General features: G+C 65.8%; 18 protein-coding genes. 4 read left to right on the top strand and 14 right to left on the bottom strand.

From position 1 onward, the window contains the following. Positions 1 to 13: 13 nt before the first annotated feature. Entirely contained in the window at positions 14 to 1,291 is a 1,278-nt protein-coding gene (gene purD / locus HG718_RS10375; protein ID WP_160588375.1) for a phosphoribosylamine--glycine ligase, read from the bottom strand. Positions 1,292 to 1,464: 173 nt separating this feature from the next. On the opposite strand from purD, the gene xseA reads away from it, so the two are divergent. The 3 genes from xseA (at position 1,465) to HG718_RS10360 (ending at position 4,105) form a co-directional block, all read left to right on the top strand. Then, positions 1,465 to 3,012, top strand: a complete 1,548-nt coding sequence (xseA, locus tag HG718_RS10370) for an exodeoxyribonuclease VII large subunit (RefSeq protein ID WP_160588373.1) — start codon at positions 1,465 to 1,467, stop codon at positions 3,010 to 3,012. Between the two features lie 81 nt (positions 3,013 to 3,093). Continuing rightward, positions 3,094 to 3,294 carry a DUF2093 domain-containing protein gene (locus HG718_RS10365; RefSeq protein WP_160588504.1) on the top strand — a complete coding sequence of 67 codons (201 nt, stop codon included), beginning with the start codon at positions 3,094 to 3,096 and terminating at the stop codon, positions 3,292 to 3,294. Further along, on the top strand, positions 3,287 to 4,105 hold the full coding sequence (locus tag HG718_RS10360) for a M23 family metallopeptidase (protein WP_205345694.1): 819 nt from the start codon (positions 3,287 to 3,289) through the stop codon (positions 4,103 to 4,105). Before HG718_RS10365 ends, HG718_RS10360 begins: the two co-directional genes overlap by 8 nt. Positions 4,106 to 4,111: 6 nt before the next feature. Here HG718_RS10360 and HG718_RS10355 read toward each other — a convergent pair whose 3' ends face one another. The 7 genes from HG718_RS10355 to HG718_RS10325 all read right to left on the bottom strand — a co-directional run bounded on the left by HG718_RS10355 (position 4,112) and on the right by HG718_RS10325 (position 10,545). Then, complete coding sequence (locus HG718_RS10355; RefSeq protein WP_160588371.1) at positions 4,112 to 4,987, bottom strand: lysophospholipid acyltransferase family protein; 876 nt, start codon at positions 4,985 to 4,987, stop codon at positions 4,112 to 4,114. A gap of 7 nt (positions 4,988 to 4,994) precedes the next feature. Next, positions 4,995 to 6,032, bottom strand: coding sequence for a tetraacyldisaccharide 4'-kinase (gene lpxK / locus HG718_RS10350; protein WP_160588369.1), 1,038 nt, complete (start codon positions 6,030 to 6,032; stop codon positions 4,995 to 4,997). Then, positions 6,019 to 7,377: a 3-deoxy-D-manno-octulosonic acid transferase gene (locus tag HG718_RS10345; RefSeq protein ID WP_244617755.1), complete on the bottom strand. Its 1,359-nt coding sequence runs from the start codon at positions 7,375 to 7,377 to the stop codon at positions 6,019 to 6,021. Before HG718_RS10345 ends, lpxK begins: the two co-directional genes overlap by 14 nt. Then, on the bottom strand, positions 7,374 to 8,048 hold the full coding sequence (locus tag HG718_RS10340; RefSeq protein WP_205345693.1) for a lysophospholipid acyltransferase family protein: 675 nt from the start codon (positions 8,046 to 8,048) through the stop codon (positions 7,374 to 7,376). Before HG718_RS10340 ends, HG718_RS10345 begins: the two co-directional genes overlap by 4 nt. 67 nt (positions 8,049 to 8,115) lie before the next feature. Then, the gene (locus tag HG718_RS10335) at positions 8,116 to 8,367 is read right to left on the bottom strand and encodes a DUF4170 domain-containing protein (protein WP_160588367.1); all 252 of its coding nucleotides are present in this window, start codon (positions 8,365 to 8,367) and stop codon (positions 8,116 to 8,118) included. A 29-nt stretch (positions 8,368 to 8,396) separates the two neighbouring features. After that, positions 8,397 to 9,191 carry a 3'(2'),5'-bisphosphate nucleotidase CysQ gene (locus HG718_RS10330; protein WP_188658419.1) on the bottom strand — a complete coding sequence of 265 codons (795 nt, stop codon included), beginning with the start codon at positions 9,189 to 9,191 and terminating at the stop codon, positions 8,397 to 8,399. Continuing rightward, positions 9,184 to 10,545, bottom strand: coding sequence for a TldD/PmbA family protein (locus HG718_RS10325; protein WP_188658417.1), 1,362 nt, complete (start codon positions 10,543 to 10,545; stop codon positions 9,184 to 9,186). Before HG718_RS10325 ends, HG718_RS10330 begins: the two co-directional genes overlap by 8 nt. Before the next feature lie 168 nt (positions 10,546 to 10,713). Between HG718_RS10325 and HG718_RS10320 the strand changes: the two genes are divergently transcribed. Further along, on the top strand, positions 10,714 to 11,364 hold the full coding sequence (locus HG718_RS10320; RefSeq protein WP_160588363.1) for a hypothetical protein: 651 nt from the start codon (positions 10,714 to 10,716) through the stop codon (positions 11,362 to 11,364). 19 nt (positions 11,365 to 11,383) lie between these two features. On the opposite strand, the gene HG718_RS10315 is transcribed toward HG718_RS10320, so the two are convergent. The 6 genes from HG718_RS10315 to HG718_RS15705 all read right to left on the bottom strand — a co-directional run bounded on the left by HG718_RS10315 (position 11,384) and on the right by HG718_RS15705 (position 14,907). Next, a complete protein-coding gene (locus tag HG718_RS10315; protein WP_160588361.1) occupies positions 11,384 to 11,776 on the bottom strand; it encodes an MAPEG family protein in 393 nt (130 codons plus the stop codon). Positions 11,777 to 11,818: 42 nt separating this feature from the next. Further along, the gene (locus tag HG718_RS10310; protein ID WP_160588359.1) at positions 11,819 to 12,520 is read right to left on the bottom strand and encodes a class I SAM-dependent methyltransferase; all 702 of its coding nucleotides are present in this window, start codon (positions 12,518 to 12,520) and stop codon (positions 11,819 to 11,821) included. Further along, positions 12,510 to 13,532: a fatty acid desaturase family protein gene (locus HG718_RS10305; protein WP_160588357.1), complete on the bottom strand. Its 1,023-nt coding sequence runs from the start codon at positions 13,530 to 13,532 to the stop codon at positions 12,510 to 12,512. Before HG718_RS10305 ends, HG718_RS10310 begins: the two co-directional genes overlap by 11 nt. Next, positions 13,516 to 14,157, bottom strand: coding sequence for a TetR/AcrR family transcriptional regulator (locus tag HG718_RS10300; protein WP_160588355.1), 642 nt, complete (start codon positions 14,155 to 14,157; stop codon positions 13,516 to 13,518). The genes HG718_RS10305 and HG718_RS10300 overlap by 17 nt, the downstream gene beginning before the upstream one ends. A 153-nt stretch (positions 14,158 to 14,310) precedes the next feature. Further along, positions 14,311 to 14,517 carry a hypothetical protein gene (locus HG718_RS10295; RefSeq protein WP_160588353.1) on the bottom strand — a complete coding sequence of 69 codons (207 nt, stop codon included), beginning with the start codon at positions 14,515 to 14,517 and terminating at the stop codon, positions 14,311 to 14,313. A 267-nt stretch (positions 14,518 to 14,784) separates the two neighbouring features. Next, a complete protein-coding gene (locus tag HG718_RS15705; RefSeq protein WP_280179190.1) occupies positions 14,785 to 14,907 on the bottom strand; it encodes a hypothetical protein in 123 nt (40 codons plus the stop codon). Positions 14,908 to 14,961: the final 54 nt, after the last annotated feature.

Genomic DNA, 14,961 nt, shown 5'->3' with positions numbered 1-14,961 from the left:
TCCCTGGGGCCGGTCAGGCGTCCTCGCGCTCGATGGCGCGCCAGCCGATGTCGCGGCGGCAGAACCCGTCCGGCCAGTCAATCTTGTCGATGGCAGCATAGGCGAGCGCCTGCGCCTGCGCCACTGAGGGGGCCACCGCCGTCACGTTGAGCACGCGGCCGCCGGTGGCGACAAGCTGGCCGTCCTGCAGCGCCGTGCCCGCATGGAAAATCTCCACATCGGCATTAGACGCAGCGTCATCCAGCCCGTTGATCGCCGTGCCCTTGTCATAAGTGCCTGGATAGCCCTTGGCGGCCATCACCACGGTGAGCGCCGGGTCATCCCGCCAGGCAACGCGCTTGCCTTTCAGCTCGCCCTTGGCTGCGGCATACAGCAGCTCCAGCAGGTCGCTTTCCATGCGCATCATCAGCACCTGGCATTCCGGGTCGCCGAAGCGCGCATTGTATTCAATCAGTTCCGGCCCGTCGGCGGTGATCATCAGCCCGGCATAGAGCACGCCCTTATAGGGCATGCCGTCCGCCTTCATGGTCGCCAGCGTCGGCTCAATGATGGTCGCCATCACCTGATCCACCAGTTCCGGCGTCATCACCGGGGCGGGGGAGTAGGCGCCCATGCCGCCCGTATTGGGGCCCGTGTCTCCGTCGCCCACGCGCTTGTGGTCCTGCGCGGTCGCCAGCGGCAGCGCGGTGGTGCCGTCGCACAGGGCAAAGAAGCTTGCCTCCTCGCCTTCAAGGAAGTCCTCGATCACCACTTCCGTACCGGCGTCGCCGAAACGACCGTCAAATGCCTCGCGCACGGCATCCAGCGCCTCGTCCGTGGTCATCGCCACGGTCACGCCCTTGCCGGCGGCCAGCCCGTCGGCCTTGACCACGATGGGCGCCCCCTCGCGGCCCACATAGGCCAGCGCATCATCGAGATTGGTGAACCGGCCATAGGCGGCGGTGGGAATGTTGGCGCGCGTGCACAGATCCTTGGTGAACCCCTTGGAGCCTTCCAGCTGTGCCGCCTTGGCGCTGGGCCCGAAGACCGGAATGCCAGCCTCGTTGAGCTGATCCGCCAGCCCCTTCACCAGCGGCGCTTCCGGCCCGACGACAACCAGGTCAATGCCCTTGTCGCGCGCGAAATCCACCAGACCCGCGACATCTTCGGCACCCACATCCACGCAGTCGGCCACAGACGCCATGCCCGCATTGCCCGGGGCGGCATAAAGCTTGGTGAGCTTGGGGCTTTGCGCCAGCTTCCAGCACAGGGCGTGTTCGCGACCGCCGGCTCCAACCACCAATAGTTTCATGTCTTCTTATGCCTTGTGCTATCCGGATGTGAGGGGGCGCGCGGACCCGGTCGGGGACTGGCCGCGCGATGCCATGGGTTCTAGCACGAAGCCTCACACCCATAGAACCCACCCGGGTTCGCCATGGCATGGCCTTCTCTTGCCCCCGCCGAACCCCTATATTCCGGCCAATCATGGCACCCATACCCGATCAGGATCCCGCCCTCGGCAACACGCCGGAATTCTCCGTCTCGGAACTCTCCGGGGCGGTCAAGCGCATGGTGGAGGACCAGTTCGGCCATGTGCGCGTGCGCGGCGAAATCGGCCGCGTGTCCCGCCCCGCCTCGGGCCATGTCTATCTGGACCTGAAGGACGACCGGGCGGTCTTGTCCGGCGTCATCTGGAAGGGCAATGCCGCCCGGCTGCAGACCAAGCCCGAGCAGGGGCTCGAGGTCATCGCCACCGGACGCCTGACGACTTTCCCCGGCCAGTCGAAATATCAGATCGTTATTGAGTCGATCGAACCCGCCGGTGTCGGCGCGCTGATGAAGCTGCTGGAAGACCGGCGCAAGGCGCTGGCCGCCGAGGGGTTGTTCGATGCCGACCGCAAGAAGCCACTGCCCTTCCTGCCTAAGGTCATTGGCGTCGTCACCTCGCCGTCAGGCGCTGTGATTCGCGACATCCTGCACCGGCTGCGCGACCGCTTCCCGCGCCACGTCCTGATCTGGCCGACGCGCGTCCAAGGTGAGACAGCCGCTGCCGAAGTGGCGGCAGGCATTCGCGGCTTCAATGCGCTTGAGCCCGGTGGCGCGATCCCCCGGCCCGACCTCATCATCGTCGCCCGCGGCGGCGGCAGCGTGGAGGATCTGTGGCCCTTCAACGAAGAAGTGGTGGTGCGGGCGACAGCCGACAGCGCCATCCCGCTGATTTCCGCCGTCGGCCATGAGACCGATACGACGCTGATCGATTTTGCGTCCGACCTGCGCGCACCCACGCCGACAGCTGCCGCAGAGCACGCCGTGCCCGTGCGGGCGGATCTGCTTGCACAGGTCATGGATCTCGGCACGCGGCAGCACCGCATAATCAGCCGCCGCATCGAGCAGGCGCGCAGCGATGTGCGCAGCCTGGCCCGCGCCCTGCCGAAGCCCGAGCGGCTGCTGGACATGCAGCGCCAGCGCCTCGACATGGCAGGCGAAAAGCTCACGGCCCTCAAGGCGCGCGGGTTTGAACGGCACCGCGCCCGGCTGACCACGCTGGATGCCCGGCTTTCAGCCCGCAGCCCGGCAGCGCAGGTCACAGCCTCCCGCCGCCAGCTGGATGGTCTGGCCCAGCGCCTCAGCCGCCGCCGCGCGACGGCAACTGAGACGGCCCGCCGTGCGCTGGACCCCGTGGCAGCGCGCCTGCCGCGACTGTTCACCAATCAGGTGGTGCGCGCCCGGCGGCGGCTCGACCAGTCAACCCGGCTGCTTGAAACCCTGTCGCACAAAAGCGTGCTGGAGCGCGGCTTTGCCCTGGCGCTGGATGCCAGCGGCCGCCCGATCCGCTCGGCAGACGCGGCCCGCGCCGAAGGCCGCTTCGCGCTCGAATTTGCAGGCGCAGACCGGGTGACCGTCAAAACCGTGGATGGCCCGCCGCCTGAGGGGTCCGCAAAGAAACCCGCGCAGAAAGCAGCCTCCAAGCAGGCACCCAAAACGCAAGCTACAGGCGCGTCCGGCGGAAAAGGGCAGGGCGAGCTGTTTTGACCCTTCCCCGTGCGTGGTAAGGTCACCTCATCGCGGCAGGTGCCGCGGCAGATTTTCAAGGAGTAAAGGGCAGTGAACCGGATGGGCAGCCAGATGGGCGGCGAAGCGCGGCTTCGCTATCTCGACGCGGATTTCGACGTGCTGGCACCCGGCTCCTATGTCACCTGTGCCGTCACCGGCCAGCGCATCCCGCTGGACGAACTCCGCTACTGGAGCGTCGACCGGCAGGAGCCTTATGTGGGCCCCGAACATATGGTGAAGCGGGATCTCGGCCTTGCGTAAGCTTCTATCCGCCGCAGCCCTGCTGCTGGCTGCCACCATCGCGCCCGCCCATGCCCTCGACTTTCAGGGACGGCTCGTGCAGGGCGGCATGGTGATCGGTACGGTGGCCCCCGGCAGCGAGGTGACGCTTGATGGCTCGGCTGTTGCCGTCAACGACAATGGCCGCTTCGTCATCGGCTTCGGGCGCGACTACAAGGACAGCGCGCTTCTGGCCGTTATCGATCCGCAGACGGATGAACAGGAAATCCTGCCGCTGGTGATCGAGCCGCGCGACTATGACATCCAGCGCATCGACGGCCTGCCGCCCGGCAAGGTAACGGGCTTCTCCGAAGCGACCCTCAAGCGCATCCGCGCCGAGAATGCGCAGGTGGCCTCAGCCCGCGCCAACACCAAGCGCGTCGACAATTTCCTCGAGAGTTTCATCTGGCCGGTGAAAGGCCGTATCTCCGGCGTCTACGGGTCCCAGCGGGTGCTCAACGGCGAGCCGCGCCGTCCCCATTTCGGCATCGACATAGCCGCCCCCACCGGCACGCCCATCGTGGCGCCCGCAGGCGGCACGGTGGTGCTGGCGGAGAAGGATCATTTCTTCACCGGCGGCATCATCATCATCGATCACGGCTATTCCCTGAGCTCCACCCTGTTTCACATGGACACGGTTGAGGTTGAAGTCGGCCAGGTGGTGGCGCAGGGAGACCGGGTCGGCACCGTGGGCGCCACGGGTCGCGCGACCGGCCCGCATCTCGACTGGCGGATGAACTGGGGCAAGGAGCGGCTGGACCCGCAACTCGTCGTCGGCCCGATGCCGGAATAACGGCGGCTATTTTTTCCAGCGGTTGTGCAGCCACAGCCACATGCCGGGCCGCTGGCGGATCCAGTCTTCCAGAAACCCGTTCACCTTTGCCGTCACAGCCGCGATATCCGCGTGCATGTCACCTGTCTTGGCATAGTCCAGGGGCGGCCAGAAACGGATGCGGAATTTCGTGCCCCGCACCCGCTCGAACGTCACCGGCACGATGGGTACGTCATAGCGCAGCGACATGGTGGCTGGCGCCGCCGGTGACATGGCGGGCAGGCCGAAAAATGTGCTCGCGATGCCATCATTCATCTTCTGGTCGGCAAGCATGCACAGGCTGACGCCGGAGCGGACGCATTTCACCAGCTCCCGCGCGCCGCTTGGCCCCTTGGGCACCTGGCGCTGCATGATGTGGGTCTGCCGGGCCCGGGTGATCCACGCATCGACCGCCGCATTGTTGGGCGCGCGATAGACTTCGGCTCCTTCGACACCGGCCTGGGCAACCGCCAGCGGCATCAGCTCCCAATTGGCGAAATGGCCGGAGACGAAAATCGCAGCCTTGCCTTCTTCGGCGAAGCGCTCCAGCACGTCGCGCCCCTCCACCTCAATATCCGGGTCCGGACCAATGCTGGTGAAAGACCCCAGATGTGGATATTCCCCCGCCGTGCGGCCCAGATTGTCCCACATGAGGGAGAGGGCGGCTTCGCGCTCGGCTTCGGAAAGCTCGGGCATGACCCGCGCCATGGAGGCCAGCGCCTTTTTGTGACGGGAGATATGAGGCCCCACGGTGCGGAACAGCCAGCCGCCGACAGCCGACGCCCGCTCGCGGCCCATGGCCTTGAACAGGCCCATCAGCAGATTGAAGCCCGCCGCTTCGAGTTTGTACCGCGTATCGCTCATGAAGATCCTAGAAGGCCTTGTAGGCACCAGCCGTGGTGGCCGCATTGAGACGGCTCTTCAAGAGCTGGTCAAGCGCATGACCGTCATCAAAACGCACCTCCACTGGCAGCGCCCGGGAATGGGACCGGAGTTCCGCCAGGGCACCGGAATGCCCGGCACCCGCAAGCCGCGCCAGGTCCTTTTCCGTCGTCACCAGCGCCAGCGCGCCGTCGCGGGCACGGGCAAGGAGCCCCGCTGCCTCGTCGTCACTGAAGGCGTGGTGGTCGGCGAACATTTGCGTCTCGCGAATGTCCGCACCCAGCCCGTCCAGCGTCTCGAAGAATTTCTCCGGCCGGCCGATCCCCGCATAGGCCAGCACGCGCTTGCCGCGCCATTCGGCACCATCGCCCGTCGGCACCACGCGCCCGTGAACCACGCCAAGCCCGCGCCGGCGCGCATCGGTCACAAGCCCGTCCGCTGCGTGTCCGTCGCCCATGACAATCAGGGCGGCGGCCCGGTCAAGCGCCTCCCCGGCAGGTTCGCGCAGCGGCCCCGCCGGGATCAGCAGGCCATTGCCGAGACCGGCGCCTGCATCCACCACCAGAAGTCCTGCATCCTTCACCAGCGACGGGTTCTGATAGCCGTCATCCATCACCACAACCGTCGCGCCCGAATGGGCTGCCATGTCGGCACCCTTGGGCCGGTCGGCGGAAACGATGGTGGGGAAGTGGCGGGCCAGAAGCAGCGGCTCATCGCCCACATCAACCGCGCGGGCGCGGTCCCGGTCGACCAGCACCGGGCCCGTGATGCGCCCGCCATAGCCGCGGGTGAGAAAAGCGGGCCGCTCGCCGAGCGCCGCCAGCCGGTGGGCGATGGCGATGGCAACCGGCGTCTTGCCCGTGCCGCCTGCGGTGATGTTGCCGACGCAGACCACCGGCAGGCTCGCCCGTTGCGGCATCACCATGCGCGTCTTGAGCCGGGCAGCCGCCCCGTAGAGCCGGGCCAGTGGCATCAGCGCGCGGGCCAGCCCGCCGGGCGGGCGATACCAGTGGTCAGGCGTGCGCATGGGCGCCACCCTCGACAGCGTTGTCAGTCTTGCGCGGCGGCAGGGCATGGTCCAGCAGTGGCACCAGGGCTTCCAGCGTCTTGTCCAGCGCACCCGTCAGGCTGCCCGCGGTCTCCGCAGCCGCCGTTACCCGCGCCCCGGCGAGCTGCCCGTCAGACATCAGCCGCCCGACAGCCGCCGCCAGTGATGCAGCATCCTGTACGGTCTCACACGCCTTGCGCTCCTCGAAGGCGCGGAAGATTTCCAGGAAATTGAACACATGCGGTCCCGTCAGAAGCGCTGCCCCCAGAAGCGATGGCTCGATCGGGTTGTGCCCGCCGACGCGCACGAGAGATCCGCCCATGAAGACGATGGTCAGTAGGCGGAAGAACCCGCCAAGTTCGCCCAGCGTATCCGCAAGGTAGATATCGGTTTCCGGCGTCACCATATCGCCCTGGCTGCGCCGCGCGGCGGTAAGCTTCATATCCGCCAGCAGCTGCGCCACCTCGGCACCGCGCTCGGGATGGCGCGGCACGATCACGGTGAGAAGGTCCGGGAGCGCCCGTTTCAGCTGGTGATGCGCGTCGGCGATGATCCGCTCTTCGCCGGGATGCGTGCTGGCCGCCACCCAGGTGGGGCGGCCTGACAGGAGCCCGTTGAGTTCGCGCAGAAGATCATCGGAAGCCGGCGGCGGCGGCGCGTCCACCTTGAGATTGCCCACGGCCTTGGTGCCGGTCGCGCCCAGTAATTTGAGGCGCGTTGCGGCGGTTTCATCCTGCGCCAGCACCAGATTGAAGCTGCCCGTCAAAGCCCGCGCCGCTGCCGTCCACCAGCGCCAGCTGCGCACGGAGGATGCGGACATTCGGGCATTGATCAACGCCAGCGGAATGTGCCGAGCAGCAGTGAGCGTGATCAGGTTGGGCCACAACTCGCTTTCCACCAGCAGGGCAGCATCCGGTTTCCAGTGATCCAGAAAGCCGGTGACGGCCTGCGGCGTATCCACCGGCACGAACTGATGAAAAGCCCGTGCAGGCAGCCGCCCTTCCAGAAGCCTTGCCGAGGTCACCGTGCCGGTGGTGACCATCAGCGCGATGTCCGGCCGTGCGTCGAGCAGACGGTCGATCAGCGGCAGGACAGACAGGCTTTCGCCCACGCTGGCCGCATGCAGCCACACAAGCGGCCCTGGCGGGCGCGGGCGCGCAGGCGCGCCCAGCCGCTCGTTCAGCCGGTCAGCATCTTCCTTGCCGCGCTTGAGGCGGCGGTTGAGCAGCAGCGGCACGGCAGGCGCCAGAAGGCGCGTCAGCCCCCGATAAGCCTTAAGGCCGCGGGTCAGTGCCGGTGTGACGGCGGGAGACGACATGTTCATGCGGCCGCCTCCACCGGGGTCATGCCCACCCGCGCGCAGGCGTCAGCGCTTAGCCGGTTCAGGGCTTCCTCAACCTGGAACCGCCCGGCTTCGACGCCGGCGGCATCCGCGTCGCGCGGCACATGGATGGGCTCTCCCCAGAGAATGACCGCGCGGGAAAAGGGCAGGTTGATGACGAAGCGATCCCAGCTACCCACCACCTTGCGGCGGCTGGAGGCCGCCACCACGGGAATAACCGGCGCGCCGGACATGCGGGCGACCACAGCCACGCCTTCCTTGGCAACAAAGCGCGGGCCCTTGGGGCCGTCCGGCGTGAAGCCCACGCAATTGCCTGCCTTGAGCGTCTTCAGCATCAGCCGGATGGCGGCGCGTCCGCCCTTGTCCTTGCCATTCTTGTCGGACGAGCCCCGCACGGTACCGATGCCGAAGCGGCCGATGGCGCGGGCGATCACCTCACCGTCATGGTTCTGGGAGATCAGCATACGGATGGGCCGTGATGTTTGCCAGGACCGCACCATCATCAGCATCTGCCCATGCCAGAAGGCCAGGATGAAGGGCTCGCCCTTCTGCCAGAAGCGCTCGGGGATATCCTGACCGATCACGTCGATCCGGCTGGTGGCGAGCACAAGGCGGATGTAGAGCGCCGCCAGCGCCGATACCAGCGCTGTCACCGCGCCTGATCTGGCAATGCGTTTCAGCAGGGGAAATCTCCGCAGGAAGCCTCGGGCCTACGCCCGGTCAGCAATCGTTTTCCGGGTCGAGGAGCTTGTGCAGATGCACGATGAAGTAGCGCATCTGCGCATCGTCCACCGTGCGCTGCGCCGCCGACTTCCAGGCGTTGTGGGCGGCTGCGTAGTTCGGGAAGATGCCCACAAGGTCGAGCTTCGACACATCCTCGAAGGTGGTGCCGGATAGATCCGTCAGCCGCCCGCCGAATACCAGATGCAGGAGCTGCTTGTCGTCTTCCGTGCTGTCATGCGTGTCATTCATCGGGATCGTCCTCTAGGTCGGGGCCGGTCTCAGCCGGGCAGCACAATCTGACCAATACGCGCGTTGAGAGCCTTATAAAGCTCAGGACCCGCGGCGACCACACTGCGGTGACGCGGGTCGCGCGCATTGTAGCGCAAGGCGTCGCCCGTATGGGTGGTCATCTGCCCGCCCGCCTCATGGACGATGAGGTCGGCGGCGGCGAGGTCCCAGTCATTTTTCCAGTTCATCACCAGCATGGCGTCGAATTCACCCGCCGCAACGAGCGCCGCCCGATAGGCGATGGAATTGCGCTGCTCCACATGCATCTCCGGCCATTTCTGTGGCCAGGCCGGGTGGCGGAACATGTCCGATGCCCCCAGCATGCGGCAGCCTTCCACGGCCTCCTGCGTGGTGACGTGAATGCGGGCACCGTTGAGAAACGCCCCCTTGCCGGCTTCCGCCTCAAACAGCTGATCCGTTGCCGGATTGTAGATGACACCCGAGATCGGCCGCCCGTCCTCGATCAACGCACCGACCACGGCGTAATGCGGGCGGCCCTTGATATAGGCGCGGGTGCCGTCGATCGGGTCCACCAGCCACTGACGCTCGGTTTGAAGGCGCGTCTCGTCGTCCTCGGTCTCTTCCGACAGCCAGCCATAATCGGGCTCGGCCGCCTGGAGCCGCTGCTTGAGCAGGTGATCGACCGCAAGGTCGGCTTCCGTGACCGGGGTGTCGTCATCCTTGCGCCAGGCGAGGATGCCCTTGCGGGCATGCTCAAGCGCCAGCGCGCCGCCCTCGCGGACGGCCTCACGCAGAAGCTGATGATGTGCGCTCGCCTCAGGCACCGGCAATGGTCATGCCCTCGATGCGCAAGGTGGGCGCGTTGGTGCCGTAGCGGAAGGTGAGATCATCCGCAGGCGTCAGATTGAGGAACATGTCCTTCAGGTTGCCCGCAACGGTAATCTCTGTCACCGGGAAGGTGATCTCCCCGTCCTCGATCCAGTAGCCGGCCGCCCCGCGCGAGTAATCGCCGGTGACGCCATTGACGCCCATGCCGATCAGTTCGGTGATGTAGAAGCCTTGCTTGATGTCGGCGATGAGATCATCCCGGCTCACCGACCCGGCTTCCAGATAGAGATTGGTGGTGGACGGGCCAGGAGGGCCACCGGTGCCGCGCGACGCCCGGCCGGACGTTTCAAGCCCCAGCTGGCGGGCCGAACTCGTATCCATGATCCAGCTCTGCAGCACACCGTCTTCCACAAGCGCCAGCTTCTCGGTCAAGACGCCTTCCCCGTCAAACGGCTTGGAGGCGCGGCCCCGGATGATGCGCGGGTCATCGATGATGGAAAGACCGGAGGCCAGCACCTGCTGGCCCATCCTGTCTTTCAAAAAGCTGGTGCCGCGCGCCACAGCCGCCCCGGACACAGCTCCCGCCAGATGGCCGACAATGCCGCCCGACACGCGCGGGTCATATATGACGGGGACGGACTGGCTCGGCATCTTGCGCGGGTTGAGCCGCTTCACGGCTTTTTCGGCAGCCTTGCGGCCCACCTCTTCGGCGGTGTCGAGTTCGCTCAGATGGCGGGCTGAGGAATAGTCATAGTCCCGCTCCATGCCGGTGCCTTCACCGGCCAGAACCGAGCAGGACACGGAATGCGAACTGGCACTGTAGGTGCCTTCAAACCCGTCGCTGGTGGCCAGCGCCACGCGCGAGCGGCCCCAGCCGGCACCGGCGCCCATGGAATTGGTGACGCCGTCCACGTCCAGCGCCGCCTTCTCCGCCGCTTCGGCCCATTTAGCCAGCGTGTCCGCGTCCGGCTCCTGATGGTCGTCGAGGTCGAGATCCGCCACCTCTTTTGCCAGCCGCGCCGTGTCGGCGAGACCGCAATAAGGATCGTCCGGAGCGATCTTCGCCATCGCCACCACACGCGCCACCGCCTCATCAAGCGCCGGACCGCTGGTGTCGGTCAGCGAGACGACAGCCTGCCGCATGGCCCCGTCAGCGCCTTTCACCATGGCGCGGATGCCGAGATCCGTGCCCTCGGAGCGTTCGACGTCTTCCAGCTTGCCCATGCGGTAAGAGACCGACATGGAAGTGCCGGCGGCCGCGATGGCATCGGCGGCATCGGCCCCGGCGGCCATGAGCTTCTTGACGGCGAGACAGGCGAGGTCGAGGTCGGACGTGGGCTCTGAGGACATGGAACAGGCAGGTCTTTTCGGGAATGGCAGCTATTCGCGCTCACAGGGCTGTGACGCACACCTAGCCGCCGGAATGGGATATAGGGGGACATATAGCGCGAAAAGGGACGGCATGCGCCCCTTGCGTTACACTTTTTGGGCGGCCTGACAGCACGAGGGGCAGGGGGCATGCAAGCGCGGTTCAAACAGCTGATTCTGGTGGCAGCGGTGCTGCCGCTGCTGGCCGCCTGCGCCGGCGGGCGGGACGCACCCATCGCCAAGCGCCTGATGACCCTTCACCCCGACGGCAAGCCGACCCCGGCCCATTTCGTGCTCTGCGCCGGCCATGGCTGCCGCGAGCGGCACGACGTGCATCTGGGCGAAGGCCAGTGGGCCAGCGTCCGCGCCCTCTTCGCCCGCAAGGCGGACAGCGCCGAAGAAGAGCGGGTCCAGATTGCCCAGGCCATTGCCAGGCTCGAGGCTTTGGCAGGTGCTGCCACCGGCACCGACGCGGATCTCGGCGGCACCTATTCCAACATGTTCCTGTCCAACCAGCTCGACTGTGCTGACGAGACCGTCAACACAACGACCTATCTCCGGATGCTTGCCGCCGACGGGCTGATGACCCGCCACCGGGTCGGCGGCCGGCTGCACAAGGGCAACATCATCAACAGCCTGCCGCACATGACCGCCACCATCATCGAGAAGGAGACGGGCACCCAATGGGCGGTGGACAGCTGGTTCCTCGATAATGGCGAGCCGCCGGAAATGGCGACCGCCGCCATCTGGCACACGCCCTATGCCGAGTGGGGCTCGACGGGTGAGCCGCCGCGCCCCTGATCCCGGGGGGCAAGTGGCGTCAGGCCAGCACGGCCCACAGGCAACCGACGCCGAGCACGGCCGCGCCGATCCAGGTGGCCAGCGTGCCCAATTGGCGGAAGATAGAAATGCCGTTTGAAATGCCGATGGCATGGGCGACACGCCCCACTGTCACCAGGAGCCCCGCCGCATGCAGCAGGGTAAGGGAGGCCCCGAGCAGCCCCAGCGCGATCAGCCCGGGCAGGGCGATCGCCACATATTCCACATTGTTGCCGTGAGCGCGGATCGCCCGCTCTACATCCGCGTTGCCGCCATCGCCGAGGCTCACCGAATGCTTGGCGCGCTGGCGCACCACCAGGATCGCCAGCACGAGGGTGAGAAGAAGATTGATGCCGATATAAAGGCCGATGGCCTCTGCCTGTCCGCCGCCCATGGAAATGTCCCCTGTCCGAAAATGAGTCGGCAGGTAGTTTAGTCAGGCTCCGGTAAAGCGCCAGACACAGGCATTGCGCACATCCGTATCATCCAGGTCGCGGGCGGATTTGACGCCATAGGCGGTCACCTGCTCGAGCGCGCCGCGCGGCAGGAAAGTCCGGCCCGGGTCACCGATCAGCACCTCCCGGCCCAGCGCTGCTTCCCGATGCAGCCATCCATGCACCCGTTCAGCGACGGATTGCTCGTAGCAGATGTCCCCGGCCAGGATGAGGTCGAAGTCTTCCAGGCTCTGCCCCACCATGTCCGCGGTCGAGGTTTCGAGGATAACGCCGTTCTCGATAGCGTTCATCAGCGCCGCCGTCTCCGCCAGGGGGTCGATATCAACCGCCAGTGCCGACCGGGCACCGGCCATCATCGCTGCGATGGCCGCAAGGCCGCTGCCGGAGGCGAAATCCAGCACCCGCTTGCCGCGCACCCGGGACGGATCATCAAGAATGAACCGCGCCAGCGCCTGGCCGCCCGCCCAGGCAAAGGCCCAGAACGGCAGGACAATGCCGTCGTCATAAAGGTCGCGCTGGGTCTTGTGCCACAGGGGCGCGCGCTCATCGGCCAGATGCAGCCTGATCTCCGGCACAAGCGGCGCGCTCTGCACAACCGAATTGCCTTTCACATAGCCTTCCGGATCAGCCTGGCCCGGATGCACCGGGGGTGTCGGGTCAGGCTGGGAGGCGTCAGGCGGCATTCGGTTCTGCTTCTTCAAACCCTTCGGAGACCACACCGGCGACGCGGCGCTTGCGGGCGTTATGCACCACCTCGCCGGGCTTGTCTTCATCGTCGGGCCGCGAGGTGGCCATGCGGATCACCTCCCAATAGCTGCCCTTGATTTCCATCTTGTCGCCATGGCCGTTGGCCAGGAGGTATTTGTGCAGCTTCGGCAAATTGTAGCAGGGCACCCACATGAACAGGTGATGCTCCACGTGGTAGTTCACGAAACCCGGTGCCAGCAGCAGCCGCTCCCACCAGCTTGCTTCCACCGTCCGCGCATTGCGGAACGGATCGTCATTGTCCGGCACCATGGCATGCTCGGCGATATTGCGGATGCGGGTCACGGCCTGATGCCAGGTGAGCATCGGCAGCACCCACAGCAGGAAATAGAGGTGCCACTGGCCGGCCACGGCCAGGATGCTGAACAGCACCAGATTGGTGAACGCGGCGCCGCCAAGCTTTGAAGCAAAGCGGTCGATCCGCTTGTCCCACGGCAGGGACGGATCACCCAGTGCATTTAGGATCTGCGCCTTGCGCTGCTGATAGCCGGTCTGGCCCGTCAGATCACGGATCATCTTGCGGCGGAAGCTCTTGCGCGTGATCGGAAAGGGCTTGGACAGGATAAGGTCAGGGTCGTTCTCCTGCTGCGTATTGCGGTGGTGCACCAGGTGATAGCGGCGATAGGCATTGGTCTCCGCCAGCATGGGGTAGGAGCACAGCCACTGTGACAGGAACATGTTGAGCGATGGGCTCTTGGTCAGCACCCCATGCGCGCCGTCATGCATGCCGATGGCAAGGCCGAGTTGCCGCGTGCCGATGATCAGCACTGCGGCGATGAAGGTCAGCGGGTTGGGCCAGATGGCAAACATCGCCATGGCGCCGAAAATCATCATCCAGCTGAAAGCAACGACCCAGATGCCCTTGAGGTCGGAGCGCTGCTTGACGTCGGCAAGCTGTTCCCTGGTCAGAAGGTCAAGCGGATTGATCATGGGAGAGATCCTCTGTGAGGGGTGTTTTGTCCGCATCCGGATCAAGCCCGGCCATGCGGAGAACAGCATCAACAAGCGCATCTGCCGAGGGCACGTCGTCGGGCCCGTAAAGTGTCAGTGCGGAGGGGATGGCACCTGTGATAGCCGATGCCGTCACGCGCGCGTTCATCGCGGGAATGTCACCGGCCGCCACCGCTTCGCGGATCAGCCGTTCGAAAATGGCGGCGTGGCGTCTGCGGAAGGCAAGGCGCTCGGCAGCCACCGTGCCGTCAAGCGGCTCGGCCAGCAGTGCATGTGCCTGCCGGGCACTCCGCACAGCGCGGCCGACGAAAGCCTCCGCCACCTTGCGCAGCCGCTCGCCGGGGCGGCCCGGGCCCGCGGCGATTTCTTCAAGTCGCGACATTTCCCGGTCGGACACCGCGCGGAAGACTTCCAGCAGCAGCGCCTCACGCGAGGGGAAATAGCGGTAGATCGTGCCGGTGGCGATGCCAGCCTTGCGGGCCACCGCAGCCACGCTGGCGGCCGCAAAGCCACCCTCGACAATCAGCTCCCGCGCCGCATCCATGATGCGCGCCCGGTTTGCCTCGAGCTGGGCAACGACTTTTCCGGTCTTGCGATAGGCCAAGGTGTGAAACTCCATTCACTTTTTTAAGAAGTGAACCACGCTTCATAACTTGCAACAAGCAAAAAGAAACCCCCGCAGGCGATGGCCTGCGGGGGCAAGTTCAGGGAGGATGAAATCACGAAGAGTCTCTCGAAATCTCTTCGTCAGGAAAACTCACGCAGCGTGTGCATGTTCCGTCAGTGTGCCGAATTTCTTCTCGGCGCCCACCGAGGCCTCAGCCAGTTTGGCGGCACGAACCGCCTCGGCGCGGGAAAACAGGTCATCACGCATGTCCGCAGGCACCGGCGCATAGGGAATGCCGGTCGAGGCATTGATGGCGGCGGCGGCGGCGTTGAGCCAGGTCTTCAGGAAATCGGTCATGTCAGGCTCCCGTGATGCGGGCCGGACCCTGATCTGTTCAGGAAGCGGCCCTCGTGTGTCGCCCCCTACATTGATCCTGCGCCGGGCCCGGACAATCTGCATGGACGGGCGTCAGGCGTGCAGTCCTGCATGGCTTGAAAAAGTGGCAGAAGCCTGCGGTTTTCAGGCCGGGTTGTTAACCAGCCTTACGGAGCAAGGCCCCAGCCATGCATCTGCCGCATGGCTCAAGTGGGTGTCATGCAAGCGGCGCCAGCCGGCGACATACGTTCAGTGCGGCAGGCGGTGGCGCACATAGACCACCTTGCGCTCATACATGCCGGTGAAGGCAAACAGGCTGGACACGAATGCAGCACTGCCGCGCAGCGCTGCAAGAACGGTATCAATCGTCATAGGAAGACCCTCCCGCCTTCTGTCTCGTCCGGGCTCGTGCCTGAACAACAGAAG

This window comes from Pyruvatibacter mobilis (assembly GCF_012848855.1).
GTDB classification, from domain to species: Bacteria; Pseudomonadota; Alphaproteobacteria; order CGMCC-115125; family CGMCC-115125; genus Pyruvatibacter; species Pyruvatibacter mobilis.
The sequence above is the reverse complement of the archived record's forward strand: the minus strand, read 5'-3'. Positions and strand labels throughout refer to the sequence as shown.